The following is a 20,257-nucleotide window of genomic DNA, read 5'->3' as shown; positions in this document are numbered from 1 at the left end:
GGGGGGCAAGCGCGGCCGGCAGTTCAAACCGTTCACTGGAGGCCGGCGGAACTGCTGCTCGCCGACGAGGTCGCCAGCGTGCGCAGACCGATCTGGAACATGAACGCGTGGCTCAGCGTGGGCGGCGCGGTTCCCGCGGCATAACTATACGAAGTTACATAGTTCGCCGCCAGCACGAAGCAATCGTCGACATAGCCGGCACCGAGCACATATTGGTTGATCTTGTTGGCTTCGAGATCCCACCGCGCCGAGCCCGACACCACCCAGTTGGTCGCCACCTTCAGCGAACCCGTGGTCAGGATGCCCTCACGGCGCGTGAGATAGCCGAGTTCCGGCTGCGCTGCGTAATTGCCGTAGATCACGCTGACCGCCCAGCGATTGAAGTTGGCGCGGCCTTCCGCCTCGAAGCGCTGCACGTTCCAGGTCTGCTCGTCCATGCGGGAGCGGACGCTGAACGTGTAGGTGCTGTTGGGCGAGTAGCTCGTGCTCGCGACGTAATCGGAACGCGGCTTGTCCAGACCGGAATTGAGGCCGGTGTTCATGGCGTCGTTGACGGCGAAGGAGTTCAAGCCGAACAGCTGGTAGGACTGGCCGAACAGCACCTTGACGGCGCCGCCCCGGTCGAACTGCGTGGTGGACTGTACGCCGACATTGGCGCGGCCGCCGCCCTCGACGCGGTCGTAGCCGGAGAACTTGTCGACGCTGAACAGGTTCGAGGCGTCGAACACCAGGCTCTGGGCGTCCTCGTTCGGGAGCCTGCCGGCATAGGTCTCGTTCGGCCGGATGATGATCTGCGCGATCGGCTCGACCGTGGTCGATCCCCAGGGCTGAATGTTGATGAAGGGATAGCGGTATTCGAGGCCCACGGTCGGCATCAGGCGGAACGCCTGGGTGTCGCCGACCGGAAGATAGTTCGACACGCCCGGCTGGTTGGAGACCGAGGAGTTGATCGCGTCGGCACGCAGGCTCGCGAACGGCGTCCAGATCTGGCCGAACGGATCGGTGAAGGACTTGCGCCACTGCGCTTCCGCCGTGAGGCGGGTGTAGGTGCCGGCGAAGCCGCGCAGCAGGCACTGCGAGGGCATGCGGGCGAGCGGATCGGCCGACGCCGTCGTGCACAGGCTGCTGGTATTGGCGGTCGTCGTGATCGGATCGAACACCGCCTGGTCACGCGACAGGTTGACGAAATTGGTCTTGTAGCTGACCTCGCCGCCGAAGACCGGATAGTTGAGCACGTTGGAATAGTCGATCACCGGATAGACGATCGGCACCTGGCTCTGGTTGCCCGAATAGCTCAGCCAGTACATCGTGCGCGCGTCGAAGAAGCTGCGGTTGCCGACGCCGGTCAGATAGAGCTGCGACAGCGCCTCCGTCGGCAGCAGCAGGAACGAGCCGAGCGGATCGCGGTACTGATAAAGGCGGTAGTCCGAGAAGAAATAATAGTCGGACATCAGGACGCCGTCCCAACCCCAGACCCATTTGTCGTTCAGCGCGAACTGACCCTTGGTGTCGACGGCGCCGCGGAAGTCGCGGTCGCCGGGCTGGCCGGAAAACGCGCCGGGATCGAGCTGGTTGATGCCGTAAGCGCGGATCTGGTAGGCGCCGTCGATCAGGCGCTGACGGAACTCGCCCTGCAGCATCACGCCCTGCCGCGTCATGAAGCGGGGAGTGAATGTCGCGTCCATGTCGGGCGCGATCGCCCAGTAATACGGAACCTCCGCGCCGAATCCCGTGTTCGTCGTGCCTGGGAAATAGCCCGGCATCAGGAAGCCGCTCTTGCGCTTCACGGTCGGGTCGGGCGTCGAGAAATAGGGCATGTAGGCGAGCGGCACGCCGAAGAATTCGATCTGTGCCGTCTCGAAATACAGCATCTTCTCCTGCTGGTCGTGGATGATGCGCGCACCCTTGACCTGCCACAGCGGCGGCTTCTTTGGATCGTCCCGACACGGCGCGCAGGCCGTGTAGACACCGTTCTCGAACACGGTGTAATTGCCGCTGGAGCGGTCGGCGCGGCTCGCGGCCATGCGGGTCTGGTCGGCGGTGTCCGCGCGCAGCGAATCGACGAAACCGTCGCGGTAATCGTCGGAGAGATCCATGATCTCGGCATAGGTGATCTTGCCGTCGGCATCCGTCATGCGGATGTTGCCTTCGGCATGCAGCCGCTTGGTCTTCTGGTCGTAGATGACCCTGTCGGCCTCGACGCTGGTGCCGTTGTAGAACAGCTGGACGTTGCCGACCGCGGAGACACGCGAGTTATTGTAGTCGTAGTCGACCTCGGTCGCCTGAACCAGCATCTGGTTGTCGTTGGGGGCCTTGGGCGGCTTCGGACGCGGCGGCAGCGGATTGTAGGTATATTGGGCGGAGGCCGGCGTCACGGCGGCAACGTCGATCAGCCCGCCGAGCGAGGCCGCGGTCACGACGGCGAGCAGCAGCCTGGACAAACCGCGCCCGTCCGCGCGCACCAGGATGCGCCGCGTCAACCGAGACACGAGCCCTCGTTGGACGGCACTCACTAACCGTCCTCCTGGTAGAGCAAGGCCAAAAAGCCGGTGAGGCCGCCCACTACAACGGGCAACCACGCCGCAGCGATCGGATGCATCAACTCAGCCTTGCTCAGATCCTCAGTTACTTTCGACAGAACGTAGAGCAGAAAGCCTGCGCCCACGCCACTCAAAACCATCTTTTGCACGCCGCCCATCCGGAAGAAGCGCAACGACACGGAGGCCGCGAGCATCACCATGGCGGCAAGCAAAAACGGCTGTGCCAGAAGCTTCTGATACTGGAGTCGGTATCCTGCTGTCGCGAAGCCCGAGCTTTCGGACGAGCGGATGTAGCTCGGTAGTTGCCAAAAGGACACAGTCTCGGGGGTGGAAAAGCTGTTGCGGACCTGCGCCTCGGTCAGCGTCGTCGGAATCTCCAGGCTGGCCTGGTCGATCGGCGGGGCGTCCAGCGAGAAGCGGCGGACCCCCTTGAACAGCCAGCGGCCGGCCTCGAGCGTCGCCTCGCGCGCCTCGACCCGTTCCTTGAAGTGCTGGTCCGGATCGAACCGGAACAGTGTCAGCCCCGTGAGCCGGACGCCCTGCTGCTCGCTGCGCGCCGCGTTGATGATGGTCTGGCCGTCGCTGGTCACCTGATTGAGCCAGAAGCCGGAAGCGTCCTGGATGCCGCCGCCGGGCGCCGAGCCGAACAGCTCGGCCTCCATGCGCTTGGAGGCCTCGCGCAAGTTCGCCGACATCGGATTGTAGGCGACGGTGGCGATCACGCCGATCAGGAGCGCACTGCCGAGCGCCGGCGCGATGAACTGCCATGCGGAGATGCCGGCGGCGCGGGCGACCACGAGCTCGAGCCGGCGGGAGAGGGCCAGATAGCAGGTCATGGCGCCGATCAGCATGCAGAACGGCGTCAGCTTCTCCAGAAGCTGCGGCACCCGGAACAGCGAGGTCTCGGCCACCATGAGCGCCGAGGCGGAGGCAAGGCCTGAGGTCTTGCGCACCATCTCGATGTAGTCGACCAGCACCAGCAGCAGGAAGATGCTCGCGAACACGCCGAGCGCCGCGACCACGAAGCGGCCGGCGAAATAGCGCCCGAGTGTGTTGGTGAGCATGCTCATGCGGTGGCCGGACGTCCGAACAGCCGCGCGATGCGCGCGTTCGACCTGTTGATGGCCTCCATCAGGCCGGGGGGCGGCTCGACCACGACGCCGCTGATGATCATCCACAACCCGAGGCCGATGGCGCTGAACACCATCGCGTATTGCACCAGCACCGGGCCCGACGACTTCACCGCCATCACCGAGCAGGCAAAGCCCGCCATGCGCAGCCCGAACACCGCGATGATCGACGAGCCGATCGAGAAGTTGCGGCTCTGGCGGGTGGTGCGCGGCGCGCCGAGGAAGGCGAAGGTCAGCACGGCAAACGCGAAGGGGTAGATCGGCGCGAGCAGGCTGTCATGCAGGGCCGAGCGGAATTGCCCGGGAATCTGCTTGTAGACGGGATCGTCCTCGGACGGCGAGAACAGCTCCCAGAGATAGCGCTCGCGGATGCCGAGGGTGACGTCGCGGCCCTGGTTGGAGAATTTCGACATGTCGAAGCCGTAGCGGCCGAAAGCCACCAGCGCCGGATCGCGCTTGCCCGCCTCGAAGCGCTGCAGATTGCCGGTCTCCAGCACCAGGAACGAGCCGGTCTCGTTCTTCACGATCTCGCCGCGTTCGGCGACGATCGAGACGCGCTCGTTCGGATCGCGGCGGTCGTCGATGAAGATGCCGGCAAGAACGCCGCCGGGCTGGCGTTCGCGAATCCGGATCGTGAGGTTCTTGTCGAGCTGGGCGAAGCGGCCGGGCTGCAGGATGTTGGTGAGCACGTCGGCGGTGATCTCGGCGTCCCACTGCTTGATTCGCCGCATGCCGTCGGGGGCGAGATAGGCCGCGATGAAGGCAACCAGCAGCGCCACCACGCAGGTGGCGTAGAAGAACGGATAGAACAGCCGGAACGGCGAGAAGCCGGCGGCATTCATCACGATGATCTCGGAATCGGTCGCGAGCTTGTTCAGCGTGTGCGAGATCGCGATCATCAGCGCGATCGGCGAGATGATCAGCACCAGGGCCGGGACGACGAGGCTGGTGATGCCGAGGAAGGTGAGGATGGTCTGACCCTGGCTCGTCATCAGGTCGATGCCGCGCAACGCCTGCGTAATCCAGATCACGCCCGTGAGGCTGACCAGGACCAGCGCAAACGACGCCAGCGTCGTGCGGAAGATATACCGATCGATCGACCCCATGCGCTACCGCACGAACCCCACCACGTCCCCAATGTCGGCCGAAATTCCGCTTGCCCAACCAATCCCCGATCAGGGGATCCCCAAGGTTGGCCACAGGGCTCTTCCGCCAGCTCACTCTCTCACTACCATCCCTTTGATCCGTCAACAAAATGGCTGGCCCGTGGCACCCTCAATATATGGTTAATATTTCGCCCGTTGTGGCCTTGGAGCCACGGCGGCGCTTGGCATTGGCCCGGCCGCTGGCCCATAGTGCGCAAGGCGCAGTGAATCGTCGTTCAGGGCTCGCCCCGGCGATGGTCGCGAACGAGAAAAGATCAAGGCTTTTAAAGGAGTTACCCATGTCCGATGCCATCAAGGTCGGCTTCGTCCCGTTGTCATCAGCCGCCCGTGGCATCCTGGTCGTGTTCTGCGACGAGAGTCTCAAGGTTGGTCCCGCGACAGCCAAGGCGCTGGGCGGTGCTGTCGATCTCGTGAAGCGCGCGGCGGCAGCCGCCGCCTTCAAAGGGAAAAGCGGGGCCGCGCTGGACATCCTGGCGCCGGAGGGGGTGAAGGCCACCCGCCTGCTTGTGATCGGCGCCGGCAAGGCGACCGACCTGAAGACGAACGATTTCCTCAAATTCGGCGGTGTGGCGGCGAGCAAGCTTCCCAGCGGGACTGCCGCCATGACCGTCATGGCGGAACTGCCGGCGGGCGCAATGACGAGCGAGCAGGCGGTTGCGGTCGCCTCCGGCCTGCGCCTACGCGCCTACAAGTTCGACCGTTACAAGACCAAGAAGAAGGACGGCGAGGAGGGCGGCTCGCGCGCCGACATCTCGCTGGCGGTCGGAGATGCCGCTGCCGCGAAGAAGGCATTCGTCGCGGCCGGCCATGTCATCGACGGCGTGATGATCGCGCGCGACCTCGTCAACGAGCCGCCGAACGTGCTCTTCCCCGAGGAGTTCGCGCGCCGCGCCAGTCAGCTCCGCAAGCTCGGCGTCAAGGTCGAGGTGCTCGACGTTAAGGCGATGCAGAAGCTCGGCATGGGCGCGCTGCTCGGTGTCGGCCAGGGCTCGGCGCGGCCGAGCCGGACCGTGATCATGCGCTGGGACGGCGGCAGGAAGGGCGAGGCGCCGGTCGCCTTCGTCGGCAAGGGCGTCTGCTTCGACACCGGCGGCATCTCGATCAAGCCGGCCGGCAGCATGGAGGATATGAAGGGCGACATGGGCGGCGCGGCCTGCGTGGTCGGCCTGATGCACGCGCTGGCGGCGCGCAAGGCCAAGGCCAACGTGGTCGGCGCCATCGGCCTCGTCGAGAACATGCCCGACGGCAATGCGCAGCGGCCGGGCGACATCGTCACCTCGATGTCGGGCCAGACCATCGAGATCATCAACACCGACGCCGAGGGCCGTCTCGTGCTGGCCGACGTGCTCTGGTACGTGGCCAAGAAGGTGAAGCCGAAATTCATGGTCGATCTGGCGACCCTGACCGGCGCGATCGTGGTCGCGCTCGGCACCCACCATGCCGGCATGTTCTCCAACAACGACGAGCTGGCCGAACGTCTGCTGACGGCCGGCATCGAAACCGGCGACAAGGTCTGGCGCATGCCGCTCGGTCCCGAATACGACAAGCTGATCGATTCCCAGTTCGCCGACATGAAGAACACCGGCGGCCGTCATGGCGGCTCGATCACGGCGGCGCAGTTCCTGCAGCGCTTCGTCGACGGCACGCCCTGGGCCCATCTCGACATCGCCGGCACCGCCATGGGCGCGCCCAAGACCGACATCAACCAGAGCTGGGGCAGCGGTTATGGCGTCCGCCTGCTCGACCGCCTGGTCGCCGACCATTACGAACGCAAATGACCCGAGATGACTGAAGTCCTGTTCTATCATCTGCAAAACATGACGGTGGAGAACGTGTTGCCGCCGCTTCTCGAGAAATCGCTCGAGCGCGGCTGGCGCGTTGTGGTGCAGTCGACCTCGGAGGAACGCGCCGACGCGCTCGACGCGCATTTGTGGACCTACCGCGACGATTCCTTCCTGCCGCATGCGACATGGCGGGTGGGCGACGCCGCCGATCAGCCGATCGTGCTGGCGATCGAGGAGGGCAATCCGAACGGCGCCCATGTCCGCTTCCTGGTCGACAATGCCGCTCTCCCGGACGACGCGCAGGGCTATGCGCGCATGGTGCTGCTGTTCAACGGCGACGACCCGGATGCGCTGGCGCTCGCGCGCAGCGCCTGGACGGATTGCAAGGCGCGGGGATTTGATGTCACCTATTGGCAGGCCGACGAGCGGGGCCGGTGGCAGAAGCGGAATTAGGGGGCCCTTCGCAATTAATGATAATTTGCACTTTTCGGGCGACGCTGGCTTTGGTCACCTTCGTGCCGCAAAGTGATGTTGGGACAATCGCTTAGGGCTGGTCCTTCACGCGGGGAATTTGGTTTATCGTGCGACATCAAAAGCTTCCCAAGTCGCTCCTGTTTGCGTTGGCTGCAATAGCACCGCTGGTCGCGGGCTGTTCGGGCGGGAGCGATCTGTTGTCGAAGGATGCGGAATGGTTCCGGAAACCGGGCCGTCTCTTCATCAAGAACATCTCGATCGAATCGCCGCCGCTGACCCCCGACAAGCCGGTCGGGCCTGAGGATCTCGTCAGCGCCGACGGTGGCTGTCCCGGCATGGCGCCGCCGCCCGGGCCGGCCGATGCCAACGCATCGACCACGCCGGCGCCGATGGGCGGCACGGTCGCGCTCGGCCACACCGAATGCGACGTGGTGCGCGGCATCGGCGCGCCCTCGAGCGTCAACCTCTCCAACGATGCCGCCGGCCGCCGCGTTGCGGTGGTGACGTGGGCCACCGGCCCGCGCGCGGGCATCTACACCTTCACCTCCGGCCGCCTGTCGTCGATCGAAGGCAATCCCGATCCGCAGCCGGTGCCGAAGGCGGCGAAGCCGAAGAAGAAGCACGCGTAAGCTGAGATCGCCGCTACCGATGCATGCCGTGCCCCGGACGCAGCGCAGCGCGCAAGCGATGCGCTGCTGAGCCGGGGTCCAGGAGCCGAGTGCTGCGACGCGTGGGTCCCGGCTTGGCGTCGCGTCATTTCATGCCGCGCCGCGTCCGGGACACGAGAGCTCGCTTACCCCGCCGCCTCGTCGAACTGCGTGCTCGCCTCCAGCCATTGCTCCTCCGCCCGCGCCAGCGCGTTGGCCGCATTGGCGCGCGCCTTCGACAATTGCGCGGCCTGCTTGGGATCGCGCGTGAAGATGTCGGGCAGGGCCAGCGCGGTGTCGATCTTGGCGATGATCTCGCTGACGCGGGCGATCTCGGCTTCGGCTTCCGCGATGCGCTTCTTGAGCGAGCCGCGATTGTCCGACCTCGCGCGCTGCGGCTTTTCGCTTGACGCGCTGCGCTCGCGCGGGGCGGGCTCGCCGTTGCGGGTGGAGAGCACTAGGCGGCGATACTCGTCGAGGTCGCCATCGTAATTGGTGACGGTGCGGTCGGCGACGATCCAGAGCCGGTCGGCGCAGGCCTCGATCAGATAGCGGTCGTGCGAGACCATGATCACTGCGCCGGGAAACTCGTTGATGGCTTCGGCCAGAGCGCCGCGGCTATCGATGTCGAGATGGTTGGTCGGCTCGTCCAGGATGATCATGTTGGGGCCGAAGAAGGTGGCAAGGCCGAGCAGCAGCCGCGCCTTCTCGCCGCCCGACAATTTGCCGGCCTTGGTGTCGGCCGCCTTGCCGGAGAAGCCGATCGCGCCGGCGCGCGCCCGCACTTTCGCTTCGGGCGCATCGCCCATCAGCTTGCGGACGTGGTCGTAGGCGGAGGCGTCCTCGTTGAGCTCGTCGAGCTGGTGCTGCGCGAAATAGGCGATCGACAGCTTGTCGGCGCGCGTCACCTTGCCGGAGAACGGCGCGAGACGTCCGGCCAGCAGCTTGACCAGCGTCGACTTGCCGTTGCCGTTGGCGCCGAGCAGCGCGATGCGGTCGTCGTTGTCGATGCGCAAGGTGACGCGATTGAGCACCGGGCTTGCCGGATCGTAGCCGACCGAGGCGTTGTCGACCGCGATGATCGGCGGCGAGAGGATCTTTTCCGGCGCGGGAAAGCTGATCTCGCGCACGTCCTCGGTGACCAGCGCGGTGATCGGCTTCAGCCGCTCCAGCATCTTGACGCGGGATTGCGCCTGCCGGGCTTTCGAGGCCTTGGCCTTGAAGCGGTCGACGAAGGCCTGCAGGCGCGCGCGTTCGGCCTCCTGGCGCTTGACCGCCTTGGCGTCGAGCAGCTCGCGCGCGGCGCGCTGCTCCTCGAACGAGGAATAGGAGCCCTTGTAGAGCGTCAGCTTGCCGCGTTCCAGATGCAGGATCTGGTCGACCGAGCTTTCGAGCAGGTCGCGGTCGTGGCTGATCACGATCACCGTGCGCGGATAATGCGCGAGGTGATCCTCCAGCCACAACGTGCCTTCGAGGTCGAGATAGTTGGTGGGCTCGTCGAGCAGCAACAGATCGGGCGCCGCGAACAGGGTGGCGGCAAGTGCGACGCGCATGCGCCAGCCGCCGGAGAACTCGGCGCAGGGGCGGAGCTGATCGGCGGCGGAGAAGCCGAGGCCGGAGAGGATCGCGGCGGCTCGGCTGGGGGCCGAATGCGCGTCGATGTCCACGAGGCGGGTCTGGATCTCGGCGATGCGGTGCGGGTCGGTGGCGTGCTCGGCTTCGGTCAGCAGCGCGTCGCGTTCGAGGTCGGCCTTGAGCACGACGGAGATCAGGCTCTCGGGGCCGTTCGGGGCTTCCTGCGCCAGGCTGCCGATGCGCCAGCGCGGCGGCAGCGTCACCGTGCCGTGCTCGGCCGCGAGCTCGCCGCGGATCACCTTGAACAGCGTCGACTTGCCGGTGCCGTTGCGCCCGACCAGGCCGACGCGCGATCCCGGCGTGATCTGCACGGAGCTCTGGTCAATCAGAAGGCGTCCGGCGAGGCGGATGGAGAGGTCGGTAATGGACAGCATGCGGCCTTGTCACCGCAGCCGCCGTCAAACGCAACCCGTTTCTGCAACGGCTTTGACCCGCCGCTCAATGCGCGTCGCGGTCGCGGCGATCCAGCTCGTTGAGGAGCTGCTCCAGATGTGTCGGGAGCCGGGGCTCGGGACGCAGGCTCTGCTGGAGCCGCTCGCCCACGGCATCGCAGATCGATCGGCTGGTGCGCCGATCGATCTGTTCGCTGTCATTGGCAAAAGGCCCAGCCATCACCAGGTTCCGTGTTCTCAAAGTCAAGACACGGTACCAAGTCATTGACCCCCAAAATGGTTTCGCCACTCCGAGGAGATCGCTGCCATTCTCGTCAAAATTGCATGGACCCCGTCACATCCGCCCAAAATGCGGAGCCCCGGCGGGGGGATCGCCGGGGCTCCTCTTGGAAGGTACCTGTGGGGGCGCAGATACCTCGGGGTTTTAGGAAGGTGCTGTCGGACTCAGTAGCAGCGGTTGATCAGCCGCCAGCGGGGTCCCCAGGGGGTCGGGACCAGCCGGCGCACATAGCAGCCGCCATAGCCGTAGGAGACGGGGGCATAGAAGCGCGGTCCGCCCCAGCGATGGCCGCCGTGCCAGCCGCCACCGCCATGCCAGCCCGGACCGCCGCCATGCCAGCCCGGACCGCCGCCATGCCAGTGAGCGGAGGCCGAGGTCGGCGCCAGCGCGGCACCGAGCGCAACCGCAGCGACAGCGGCAAGCGAAAGTTTCCTCAACATGGTGATCTCCTCAAAACTGCCGGCGCGGGGGCATCCGCGTCGATGGAAAGGCCGCCGAAACGGTCCGCCTGATGGTCGGGCTTCGGGTTTCGATGGAAGGAGCATAAGCCGGCAGGCCGAACCAAAGCCTGAATGGAGGCTTCAGATTTGGTTCATCTGGGTGAAATCTCGGTAATCCACGTCCGGATCCGGCTGGGCCGCCGGTGGCGAGGCGCCGGCGCGGTCGCCCGGACGCTCGCTTGCCGTCCGGCGAAGGCGCCGATATAAGCCCCCAACCCGGCAACCACCGCTATTCTTCCCAAGGACAGATCATGGCCCTCGAACGTACTTTCTCGATCATCAAGCCCGACGCGACCGCGCGTAACCTGACCGGCGCCGTCAATGCCGTGATCGAAAAGGCGGGTCTGCGGATCGTCGCGCAGAAGCGCATCCGCATGACCAAGGAGCAGGCCGAGACCTTCTATTCCGTCCACAAGGCGCGCCCGTTCTTCGGCGAGCTCGTCGAGTTCATGACCTCCGGTCCGGTCGTGGTGCAGGTGCTGGAAGGCGAGGGCGCCATCGCCAAGTACCGCGAGGTGATGGGCGCGACCGATCCGGCCAAGGCCGCCGAGGGAACCGTCCGCAAGCTCTACGCAAAGTCGATCGGCGAGAATTCGGTGCACGGCTCGGATGCGCCGGAGACTGCCGCGATCGAGATCGCGCAGTTCTTCTCGGGCAACGAGATCGTCGGCTGATCGATCGGCCGTAAGTTGAAGACTGGGCGAAAGGACTCATTGTGGACTGGCTCTGGCAGATCTTCGATCCCGCGACGATCGGGGCATTCTTCACCCAGTTTCGCAACGAGATGGCTGCGCCGACCTTCTGGCTTGCGGTCGGCAAGATCATCTGGATCAACATCCTGCTCTCCGGCGACAACGCGCTGGTGATTGCGCTGGCGTGCCGCGGCCTCTCGCCGCGACACCGGCTCTGGGGCATGATCTTCGGCGCCGGCGCGGCGGTGATGCTGCGGATCATCTTCACCGGCATCGTCGCCACGCTGATGGGCCTGCCGTACCTCAAGCTCATCGGCGGTCTTGCGCTGATCGTGATCGCGGCCAAGCTCTTGGTGCCGGAGCACGAGGACGATGACGACGTCGATGCCGCCGCGCATCTGTGGCACGCCATCCAGATCGTCGTGGTCGCCGACATCGTCATGAGTCTCGACAACGTCATCGCGGTGGCTGCCGCTGCCAATGGCAGCGTGCCGCTGCTGATCCTCGGTCTTGCCATCAGCGTGCCGCTGATCGTCGCCGGCGCGGCGCTGATCATGGCGCTGCTCGAAAAGCTGCCGGTGCTGGTCTGGGCCGGTGCGGCGCTGCTCGGCTGGATCGCGGGCGAGGTGATCGCGACCGATCCCGGCGTCGCGCCCGGGCTGCACGCGCTGTTCGACGGTCCGTTCGGTGCCTCGCTCGACGCCATGCTCGGTGCCTTGCGCATCCCGCCGCAATTCGGCCATGGCGGGGCCGGCGGCGAATATTTCTGCGCCGCGCTCGGCGTCCTCGTCGTGCTGGTGGTCGGCAGCATCTGGCGCCGGCGCAAGCTGATCGCCGCCGCGCTGGAATCATCCGAGCGCCACGCCAGGGCGTCGGCCGAGTAGGCCGGCCGCTCAGTCGATCGTGCCGAGCTCCGTCACCGGCGTCGTCCAGTAGACCAGCTTGGTTCCGGCGAACGAAGCCCGCAGCCGCTCGATCAGCCGGCTGGCATCTTGCCCTGCCAGCACCACTTGCACGACGGTCTGGTCGGCATGGCCCTTCACGCGTTCGGCCGCCGTGTGCAATCGGACCTCAATCCCGTGACCGGCGGCCTGCAAGGCCGTGAATCCCGGAACCAGATCGCCCTGTTTAGCGATGTAGTCCAACACCTCGTCGCGGAGCCGATGCGGCACGATCAGCGTGAGGCAGACGGGCTGGTCGATCATTTCGCCACCTTCGACGTTCCGCCGTAGCGGCGATACAGGATCGGCAGGAGAATCAGCGTGAGCAGGGTGGAGGACAGCAATCCTCCAATCACGACGATTGCGAGCGGCCGCTGCACCTCGGATCCCGGCCCGGAAGCGAACAGCAGCGGGATCAGGCCCAGCGCCGTGATGCTCGCGGTCATCAGCACGGGCCGGAGCCTGCGCATGGCGCCTTCGACGACGATGCGGTCCTCGGGAAGACCATGGGCGCGCAGCTGATTGAAGTAGGACACCAGGACGACGCCGTTGAGCACGGCGATGCCGAGCAGCGCGATGAATCCGACCGAGGCCGGCACCGACAAATATTCACCCGTCACCACCAGGGCGAAGACGCCGCCGATCAGGGCAAAGGGAATGTTGACGAGCACCAGCAAGGCTTGGCGGATGGCGCCGAACGTGGTGAACAGCAGCACGAAGATCAGGCCGATCGCGACGGGGACCACGATCGACAGGCGTGCGGCGGCACGCTGCTGGTTCTCGAACTGTCCGCCCCAGGTCAGCCGGTAGCCGCTCGGAAGCGGGAGCTCGGTCGCCACCTTCTGGCGCGCCGCTTCGACGAATCCGACCATGTCGCGGCCGCGCACGTTGGCGCGCACCACGCTCATGCGGGCGCCGTCCTCGCGGTCGATCTTCACCGGGCCGTCGACGCGCTGGATGCGGGCGACCTGCGACAACGCCACATGCTGCCCCGAGGCCAGCGTCAGCGGCAGGCTCGCCAGCAAGGTCGGTGCTTCCCGCGTCGTCTCGCTGCCCCGGATCAGGATCGGCGTGCGGCGTCCCTCCTCGAGCGCGGTCCCGATGGTCCGGCCCTCGATCTGGGTCCGCAGCGAGTTGACGATCGAATCCACGGTCAGGCCGAGGCGGCCGGCCTCCATGCGATTGACCGCAACCGTGTAATATTGGGCGCCTTCGTTCAGCGTGGTGTAGACGTCCTCGGCCCCGTCGATGCTGGAGAGGATCGCCGACAATCTTGCCGCGGTCTCGTTCAGCCTGGCGATGTCGGGGCCGAAGATCTTGACGGCGACGTCGCCGCGCACGCCGCTGATCATCTCCTGCACGCGCATGTCGATGGGCTGGGTGAAGCTGAGCGAGATGCCGGGAAAGCCGCTCAGCACCTCGCGAAGCTTCTGCAGCAGGTCCTCGCGGTTGTCGCTCGCGCGCTCGGCGGCGGGCTTGAGCACCAGGAACGTGTCGGTCTGGTTCGGTCCCATCGGATCGAGGCCGAGCTCGTCCGACCCGGTGCGGGCGACGATGCCGGCAATATCAGGCACGGCCAGCAGCGCTGTCTGGAGCCTCGCGTTCATCGCCAGCGACTCGTCGAGGTTGACGGAGGGAAGCGTCTCCACGCTGACGATGACGTCGCCTTCGTCCATCGTCGGCATGAAGGTCTTGCCGAGCTTGGTGTAGGCGAAGCCCGCCGCGACCAGGCCGATCAGCGCCGCCGCCATCACCTTGCGCTCGTTGTTCAAGGCCCAGTCCAATACCGGCGCGTAGACCCGTTGGGCCGCACGCACCAGCAGGGGATCGCGATGCGAGGCGGACTTGAGCACGAAGGAGGTCGCGACCGGGATCACTGTGAGAGCCAGCAGCAGCGAGCCGGCCAGCGCGAAAATGATGGCCAGCGCGACCGGGATGAACAGCTTGCCCTCCAGCCCCTGCAGCGTCAGCAGGGGGACGAACACGATGATGATGATGAGCACGCCCGAGGCGACCGGCTCCAGGACTTCGCAAACCGAACGGTAGATCAGGTGGATCAAGGGGAGAGCCTTACCCGGTTCGTGCTTGCCGAGGTTGCCGACGATGTTCTCGACCACGACCACCAGGGCGTCGATCAGCATGCCGATCGCGATCGCAAGTCCGCCGAGGCTCATCAGGTTGGCCGACATTCCCACCACGCGCATGATGATCAACGCGATCACGATGGCGAGCGGCAGGCTGAGCGCGATCACGAGCGAAGCCCGCCAATTGCCGAGGAACAGCAGCAGGAGAACGATGACGAGGGCGGTGGCCTCGCCGAGCGCCCGCACCACGGTGCCGACGGCGCGGTTGACCAGGCGGCTGCGGTCGTAGAACACGTTGATCGAAACGCTCTTGGGCAGAGTGCCTTGCAGCTCCGCGAGCCGGGCGCGCACGTCACGGATGAGCTGACCCGCGTTGGCGCCGCGCAAGCCGAGGACGAGCCCCTCGACGGTTTCGCCGCGGCCGTCCGCCGTGACGGCGCCATAGCGCGTCAGCGTCCCGACTTTGACGGTCGCGACGTCGTTGACCAGGATCGGCACGCCCTCGCGGGTGTCGACGACGATGGCCTTGATGTCCTCGATCGAACGGATGCTGCCTTCGATCCGGACCAGCGCGCTGTCCTCGCCCTGGTTCACCCGTCCGGCGCCGTCGTTGCGGCTGTTGGCTTCGATGGCCCGACGAAACAGGTCGTAGGTGATGCCGCGCGCGGCCAGCGCATCGTTGCGCGGCACGATCTCGAAGGCGCGGACATAGCCGCCGAGCGCGTTGACGTCGGCAACGCCGGGCACCGTCCGCAGCGCGGGGCGGATCACCCAGTCGAGCAGGGTCCGGCGCTCGGCAAGCGAAAGCTCGGGACTGTCGATGGTGAACATGAACATCTCGCCGAGCGGGCTCGTGATCGGCGCCAGACCGCCGGTCACGCCTTCCGGGAAGTCGCGCGAGATGTTCGACAGGCGCTCCGAGACCTGGTTGCGCGCCCAGTAGATGTCGGTTCCGTCCTCGAAATCGACGGTGATGTCGGCCAGCGCGTATTTCGTGGTCGACCGAAGCACCTTCTTGTTCGGCAATCCGAGCAGCTCGAGCTCGATGGGGACCGTGATGCGCTGCTCGACCTCTTCAGGGGTGAGCCCCGGCGCCTTCATGATGATCTTCACCTGAACCGGCGAGACGTCGGGGAAGGCGTCGATCGGCAGGCCGGGCAGGAGCACCGCGCCGGCGCCGATCACCAGCAGCACGCTCAGCATCACGAACAGCCGCTGCGACAACGCGAACGCAACCAGGCGGCGGAGCATCTATTGCCCCAGTCCCGACAGAATGCCGCGAAGCGCCGAGATGCCGCCGATCGCGATGGCATCCCGGTCCGTAATCGGGCCAGCCACGACGACGTGATCCTGATCCTCCGCGAGCAGCTTGACCGGGACCAGGCGGAAGCCGCCGTCGAAGGCAACGAAGACCGAGGTCTGCTCGCCCCGCCGGATCAGCCCACTATAGGGAATTTCGAAGGCGCTTTCGCCGGCGGAGAGAAAACCGATGCGGGCAACGGTAGTCTGACCGGGATGCAGCTCGCCGTCGTTGGGAACTTCGGCGCGAACCAGAATGGTCTGGGTGGCGTGGTCGATGGTCTCGGAGACCAGCACGACCTTGCCGGGCGTGGAATAGCCCTCGATCTCGACTCTCGCGCCGGTGCGGATCGCCCGAATATTGGCGGCGGGGACCGCGATCTCGGCCCACAGCGGTGACAGCCGCGCCAGCTTGACCAGCGGCGCGGATTGCTCGAGCCGCTGTCCCGGCGACACCGTGACCTCGACCACGGACGCGGTCTGCGGCGCGTTGACCGTGAGCGTGCCGCTGATCGCCGCCTCCTGGGCCAGTCGGGAAATGGCATCGTCCGACATCCCGCTCAGGCGCAGCACCTGGCGCCGCTCGGCAACGACGAGAGCGGCCTGGCGCGCTTCGGCCTGGCTCGCCTCCAGCACGCGTTGCGGCACGGCCTTGCCTTCGAACAGATCGACGTTCCGCTTGAGCTGCTGGCTGGCGAGATGCTCCTGCGCGATCGCGTGCAGATAGTCGCGTTGCTGGGAGACGAAGCTCGGACTCTCCAGGGTGACCAGCGGCTGGCCGGCCGTGGCGCGATCGCCGCGCCCGACCAGGAGATTGGCGACCATGCCCGCCACCGGTGCGCTGACGACCCACAATTGCGGCGTTGGGATCATGATCTGGACGGGGTAGGGCAGCGTCAGATCGGTCCGGCTGGCAACCGGATGGGTGACGCGGACGCCGAGATTGCGCGCCTGCGCATCGCTCAGCTTCACCTCGTCCTGCGCCATCGATACCGAGCTCGGCAGGCACAATGCAATGGCGAAGAGCGCACGAACGAGCACGCCCCCGGAAGAGGTGAGAGGGGGAGTTTTGCGACGGATTCGCATCAGGAATAACCCATGCCCGGAGGCGAACGAAGCGCTGATCGATGGCAGATTTGGATTACTCCGCCGCCGCGTTGATGGGTTGATTTGCCTCAAGCGGGCCAGCCATCGTGGAAGGCTGCTCGCGGTTCGCAGGGCGCTTCGGTTGATCTCGGTGGATTGCTTCATAGCCGTAGAGGTCAAGCTGTCTTCACGCCGTTCGGAAAGGGGGCCATCAGGCCAACCGACCTCGCTCATGACGAACGCTTCCTTCCCGTGATCATCGCCGTCACCAGGCTTTCGCGGTGCTCGAAGCTTGCCAGCAGCACGCCAAGCACATGGACGACCACGAGACCGATCGTGAGGTTGGCGAACGTCTCATGGACCTCCTCCACCCATTTCGCTCCCCAGAAGCTGTCGGTCGTCATCATGTAACCGGTGGTGCAGGTGCCGATCAGCATGACGATCAGTGCCACGACCATCGCGCCGCCGGCAGGATTGTGGCCGAGATAGCGTGGCGCCCTGAGCAGCGCCACGTCGCGCATATAGGCGAGCACCGCGCGCGGCGAGCGCACGAAGTCGCTGAAGCGCGCATGGCGCGGTCCCACGAAGCCCCAGACGATCCGGAGCACAAGCAACCCGGCAATGGCGTAGCCGGCAGTAATGTGGATTTTTTCGATCTCGTCCCCGGTCGCATAAGCGAGCAGAAACAGCCCGGCCAGCGACCAATGGAACACGCGCACGAAAGGGTCCCAGACCTTCACCGTAGCCGGCGGCTTGGCGCCGCCGGCTACGACCGTATCATGAATGGCGCTCATGGTCCGGCCTCTTACAGCCGACCGACGATCTGGCCGCTGGTCGGATCGACGAACAATTCGACCCGGCTGCCGGACTTGTCGATCGTGTAGAGCTCGCCACAGGCGTTCTTGAGCTTGGCCTTCTGGACCTTGTAGCCCTGGCCTTCGATCTTGGCCTGCAATTGCTCGATCGACAGCCAGCTGGCCTGCGGCGCCGCAGTGCAGGGACGCCCGAGGCTGCCGGCGTGAGCGGTCGCGGTGGCTGCGAGCATGGCGGCGGCGGCGCCGATGATGGTGATCTTGCGCATGGTTCTCTCCGGTTGTGGCGCCCGGCCGCGTCATGCGGCGAGGCGATGGGCGGACATTGCCAGATCAGCCCTGACGGCCGCCTGTTGATCCACGTCAGCAATTTGTCAGGTTGATTGGGGCATTCTCTGCCAATGCAATCCTCGCGCTTCCTGGAATCTCTCGTGGTGCCGCTGCTGGCAGGATTCCTGCTCGCGCCGTTGCCTGCGGCCGCAGGCGACCGCGACAAAGGCGCGCCCGACGCGGTTCGCCGCGCAGTCGAGGCGGGTGAGATCAAGTCACTCGCCGACATTCTCGCCGCGCTCCGTGGCAAGCTGCCGGGCGAGGTAGCCGGGGTCGAGATAGAGCGTGAGCGCGGCCGCTGGATCTATGAGTTTCGCCTCGTCGACGACAAGGGCCGGCTCTACGAAGCGTACGTGGACGCGCGCAGCGGCGAGATCGAACGCATCAAGGAGAAGTGATGCGCCTGCTGCTCGTGGAGGACGACCGACGGATCGCGGCCGATGTGGGAAGGGCGCTCCGCGCGGCCGGATACGTCGTCGAGACCGTCGGCAACGGCGAGGAGGCCTGGTTTCGCGGTGATACCGAGGATTACGGCGCGATCGTGCTCGATCTCGGCCTGCCCGGCATGGACGGTCTGGCCGTGCTCAAGCGCTGGCGCGCGAATGGGCGATCGATGCCGGTGCTGATCCTGACGGCGCGCGGCAGCTGGGCCGAGCGCGTCGATGGCATCGACGCGGGCGCGGATGATTACCTGCCCAAGCCGTTCCGAATGGAGGAATTGCTGGCACGGCTGCGCTCGATCGTGCGCCGCTCGGCAGGGCATGCCTCCCCACGGATTACCGCCGGCGAAGTCGAACTCGACGAGCGCCAGATGAAGGTGACGCTGCGCGGCGTACCCGTCGCGTTGTCGCCGTTGGAATACCGTCTGATCGCCTTTCTGCTGCACCATCGCGGCCGCGTGGTGTCGCAGCAGGAGCTCGAGGAAAACGTCTATGGTCACGGCGAGGACCACGAGTCGAATGCGCTCGAAGTGCTGATCGGCCGCGTGCGCAAGAAGCTCGGAGCAGACCTGATCGAGACCCGGCGCGGCTTCGGCTATCTGGTGCCGGAGACGACGCCATGAGCTGGGGCTCGCTGCGGCTGCGGCTGGTCGCGGGCGGACTCGGTGCCATCCTGATCGCGCTGACGATAGCCGGCGCCGGGCTGACGTTGCTGTTCGAACGCCATGTCGCGCGCACCATCGGCGACGACCTCGACGTCTATCTGAAGCAACTCGTCGCGGGTATCGACGCCGACGCGCAGGGCAGGCTGGTGGTGGGCCGGCCGCCCGCCGATCCTCGTTTTGACGACCCTCTTTCGGGTTTGTACTGGCAGGTATCGGACGATGGCGGTCAGGTTTTGCGTTCACGTTCGCTGTGGGACACGGCGTTGGACCTGCCGCGGGATGAGCCGTCGCCTGGCGAGTTGCACCGTCACGTCATCCCTGGACCTGCAAACGCACAGCTCCTGGTCAGTGAACGCCGCGTGCTGCTCACCTTGGGCGACCGCCGGGCGCCCGTGCGCGTCGCGGTGGCGGCCGATCTCGCTCGCGTGTCGGCCGCCGCCTCGCATTTCGCCAGGGACCTGACGCTGGCGCTTGGCGTGCTGGGGCTGGTGCTGGCGGCGGCCACCTCGATCCAGGTCGGCCTGGGCCTTCGTCCGCTCGACGCACTTCGCCGCGGCGTCGCCGACGTTCGCTCCGGGCAGCGCAAGCATCTCCCCGTCGAGGTCCCAACGGAGGTCAAGCCGTTGGTGGAGGAGGTCAACAGCCTGATCGACGCCCAGGAAGGCGAAATCGAGCGGTCGCGCCGCCGCGCCGCCGACCTGGCGCACGGGCTGAAGACGCCGCTTGCCGCACTCGCGGCCGATGTCGCGCTCTTGCGTCAGCGCGGCGAGCAGGAGGTCGCGCAGGCGATCGAAGCCGTCGGCGAGACAATGAGCCGTCACGTCGACCGCGAGCTGGCGCGTGCGCGGGCGAGGGGAACGGCACGCCTGCGCGGCGGCATTTCCACGCCGCTCAGACCGCTCGTGCAGTCCCTGATCATGACCTTGGCGCGAACGCCTGCGGCACAGCGGCTCGACTTCAAGATCTGCATGACGGGCGAGCCGAGCGTGCCGCTCGATCGCACTGATCTGGCGGAAGTGCTGGGCAATCTCCTGGAGAACGCCGCCCGTCACGCCAAGAGCGAGGTGCGCATCGGCGCGGATGCGGCGAAACCGGCGATCACGGTCGAGGATGATGGTCCGGGCATCGCGCCCGCCGAGCGTTCACGCGTGCTCGAGCGCGGCGTCAGGCTGGACCAGCGTGGCGAAGGGGCCGGCCTCGGCCTCGCGATCGTTCAGGACGTGCTCAATGCCTACGGATGGCAGCTGATTCTTGCGGAGTCCGAACTCGGTGGATTGAAAGCCGTCATCGCGCCGGAGGGGAGCGGCGACCGGATCGCTGTTGCTGATCGCAGAACCCAGCCGCTCGCTTGACGCATTGT

The 20,257-nt window shown here is 66.2% G+C and carries 19 protein-coding genes; 8 read left to right on the top strand and 11 right to left on the bottom strand.

Translation table 11 applies throughout. The annotated features are described in order from the left end of the window. Positions 1-32: 32 nt before the first annotated feature. From K410_RS0121720 to lptF, 3 genes are read right to left on the bottom strand one after another with little or no spacing between them, the layout of a single operon-like run. Positions 33-2,489: an LPS-assembly protein LptD gene (locus K410_RS0121720; RefSeq protein ID WP_433994204.1), complete on the bottom strand. Its 2,457-nt coding sequence runs from the start codon at positions 2,487-2,489 to the stop codon at positions 33-35. 23 nt (positions 2,490-2,512) lie between these two features. Continuing rightward, positions 2,513-3,610, bottom strand: a complete 1,098-nt coding sequence (gene lptG, locus K410_RS0121715) for an LPS export ABC transporter permease LptG (protein WP_028136825.1) — start codon at positions 3,608-3,610, stop codon at positions 2,513-2,515. Then, a complete protein-coding gene (gene lptF, locus K410_RS0121710) occupies positions 3,607-4,776 on the bottom strand; it encodes an LPS export ABC transporter permease LptF (RefSeq protein ID WP_028136824.1) in 1,170 nt (389 codons plus the stop codon). Before lptF ends, lptG begins: the two co-directional genes overlap by 4 nt. 338 nt (positions 4,777-5,114) lie before the next feature. Here lptF and K410_RS0121705 point away from each other — a divergent pair, with 338 nt between their 5' ends. From K410_RS0121705 to K410_RS0121695, 3 genes are all read left to right on the top strand, one after another. After that, positions 5,115-6,614 (top strand): leucyl aminopeptidase, encoded by a 1,500-nt coding sequence (locus K410_RS0121705; RefSeq protein WP_028136823.1) that lies wholly within the window; start codon positions 5,115-5,117, stop codon positions 6,612-6,614. A gap of 6 nt (positions 6,615-6,620) precedes the next feature. Next, on the top strand, positions 6,621-7,073 hold the full coding sequence (locus K410_RS0121700; RefSeq protein WP_028136822.1) for a DNA polymerase III subunit chi: 453 nt from the start codon (positions 6,621-6,623) through the stop codon (positions 7,071-7,073). Positions 7,074-7,240: 167 nt separating this feature from the next. Beyond that, positions 7,241-7,723, top strand: a complete 483-nt coding sequence (locus tag K410_RS0121695) for a hypothetical protein (protein ID WP_028136821.1) — start codon at positions 7,241-7,243, stop codon at positions 7,721-7,723. A 164-nt stretch (positions 7,724-7,887) separates the two neighbouring features. On the opposite strand, the gene K410_RS0121690 is transcribed toward K410_RS0121695, so the two are convergent. From K410_RS0121690 to K410_RS0121680, 3 genes are all read right to left on the bottom strand, one after another. Beyond that, on the bottom strand, positions 7,888-9,750 hold the full coding sequence (locus tag K410_RS0121690) for an ABC-F family ATP-binding cassette domain-containing protein (protein ID WP_028136820.1): 1,863 nt from the start codon (positions 9,748-9,750) through the stop codon (positions 7,888-7,890). A 64-nt stretch (positions 9,751-9,814) separates the two neighbouring features. Next, complete coding sequence (locus K410_RS40500; protein ID WP_196236033.1) at positions 9,815-9,988, bottom strand: hypothetical protein; 174 nt, start codon at positions 9,986-9,988, stop codon at positions 9,815-9,817. A gap of 224 nt (positions 9,989-10,212) precedes the next feature. Further along, complete coding sequence (locus K410_RS0121680) at positions 10,213-10,488, bottom strand: hypothetical protein (protein WP_028136819.1); 276 nt, start codon at positions 10,486-10,488, stop codon at positions 10,213-10,215. Positions 10,489-10,799: 311 nt separating this feature from the next. On the opposite strand from K410_RS0121680, the gene ndk reads away from it, so the two are divergent. Continuing rightward, on the top strand, positions 10,800-11,222 hold the full coding sequence (gene ndk, locus K410_RS0121675) for a nucleoside-diphosphate kinase (protein WP_028136818.1): 423 nt from the start codon (positions 10,800-10,802) through the stop codon (positions 11,220-11,222). Between the two features lie 41 nt (positions 11,223-11,263). Further along, positions 11,264-12,124 carry a TerC family protein gene (locus K410_RS0121670; protein ID WP_028136817.1) on the top strand — a complete coding sequence of 287 codons (861 nt, stop codon included), beginning with the start codon at positions 11,264-11,266 and terminating at the stop codon, positions 12,122-12,124. A gap of 9 nt (positions 12,125-12,133) precedes the next feature. Here the strand turns inward: K410_RS0121670 and K410_RS0121665 are convergent, their stop codons facing one another. The 5 genes from K410_RS0121665 to K410_RS0121645 form a co-directional block, all read right to left on the bottom strand. Further along, positions 12,134-12,445 carry a DUF3240 family protein gene (locus K410_RS0121665; protein WP_028136816.1) on the bottom strand — a complete coding sequence of 104 codons (312 nt, stop codon included), beginning with the start codon at positions 12,443-12,445 and terminating at the stop codon, positions 12,134-12,136. Next, entirely contained in the window at positions 12,442-15,516 is a 3,075-nt protein-coding gene (locus tag K410_RS0121660) for an efflux RND transporter permease subunit (RefSeq protein ID WP_028136815.1), read from the bottom strand. The genes K410_RS0121665 and K410_RS0121660 overlap by 4 nt, the downstream gene beginning before the upstream one ends. Further along, positions 15,517-16,551, bottom strand: coding sequence for an efflux RND transporter periplasmic adaptor subunit (locus K410_RS0121655; protein WP_245269422.1), 1,035 nt, complete (start codon positions 16,549-16,551; stop codon positions 15,517-15,519). 329 nt (positions 16,552-16,880) lie between these two features. Then, the gene (locus K410_RS0121650; protein WP_028136813.1) at positions 16,881-17,444 is read right to left on the bottom strand and encodes a cytochrome b/b6 domain-containing protein; all 564 of its coding nucleotides are present in this window, start codon (positions 17,442-17,444) and stop codon (positions 16,881-16,883) included. Positions 17,445-17,455: 11 nt separating this feature from the next. Next, the gene (locus K410_RS0121645) at positions 17,456-17,731 is read right to left on the bottom strand and encodes a PepSY domain-containing protein (RefSeq protein ID WP_028136812.1); all 276 of its coding nucleotides are present in this window, start codon (positions 17,729-17,731) and stop codon (positions 17,456-17,458) included. A 171-nt stretch (positions 17,732-17,902) separates the two neighbouring features. Between K410_RS0121645 and K410_RS0121640 the strand changes: the two genes are divergently transcribed. Genes K410_RS0121640 through K410_RS37110 form a run of 3 tightly spaced genes read left to right on the top strand, consistent with a single transcriptional unit; the run spans position 17,903 to position 20,249 of the window. Continuing rightward, positions 17,903-18,190, top strand: coding sequence for a PepSY domain-containing protein (locus K410_RS0121640; RefSeq protein WP_028136811.1), 288 nt, complete (start codon positions 17,903-17,905; stop codon positions 18,188-18,190). After that, the gene (locus K410_RS0121635; protein WP_028136810.1) at positions 18,190-18,855 is read left to right on the top strand and encodes a response regulator transcription factor; all 666 of its coding nucleotides are present in this window, start codon (positions 18,190-18,192) and stop codon (positions 18,853-18,855) included. Before K410_RS0121640 ends, K410_RS0121635 begins: the two co-directional genes overlap by 1 nt. Continuing rightward, positions 18,852-20,249, top strand: a complete 1,398-nt coding sequence (locus tag K410_RS37110; protein ID WP_049820151.1) for a sensor histidine kinase — start codon at positions 18,852-18,854, stop codon at positions 20,247-20,249. The genes K410_RS0121635 and K410_RS37110 overlap by 4 nt, the downstream gene beginning before the upstream one ends. Positions 20,250-20,257 lie beyond the last annotated feature (8 nt).

The organism is Bradyrhizobium sp. 22 (genome assembly GCF_000482425.1).
In the GTDB taxonomy this organism is placed as follows: domain Bacteria; phylum Pseudomonadota; class Alphaproteobacteria; order Rhizobiales; family Xanthobacteraceae; genus Bradyrhizobium; species Bradyrhizobium japonicum_B.
This window is presented reverse-complemented; position numbering and strand designations above follow the sequence as displayed.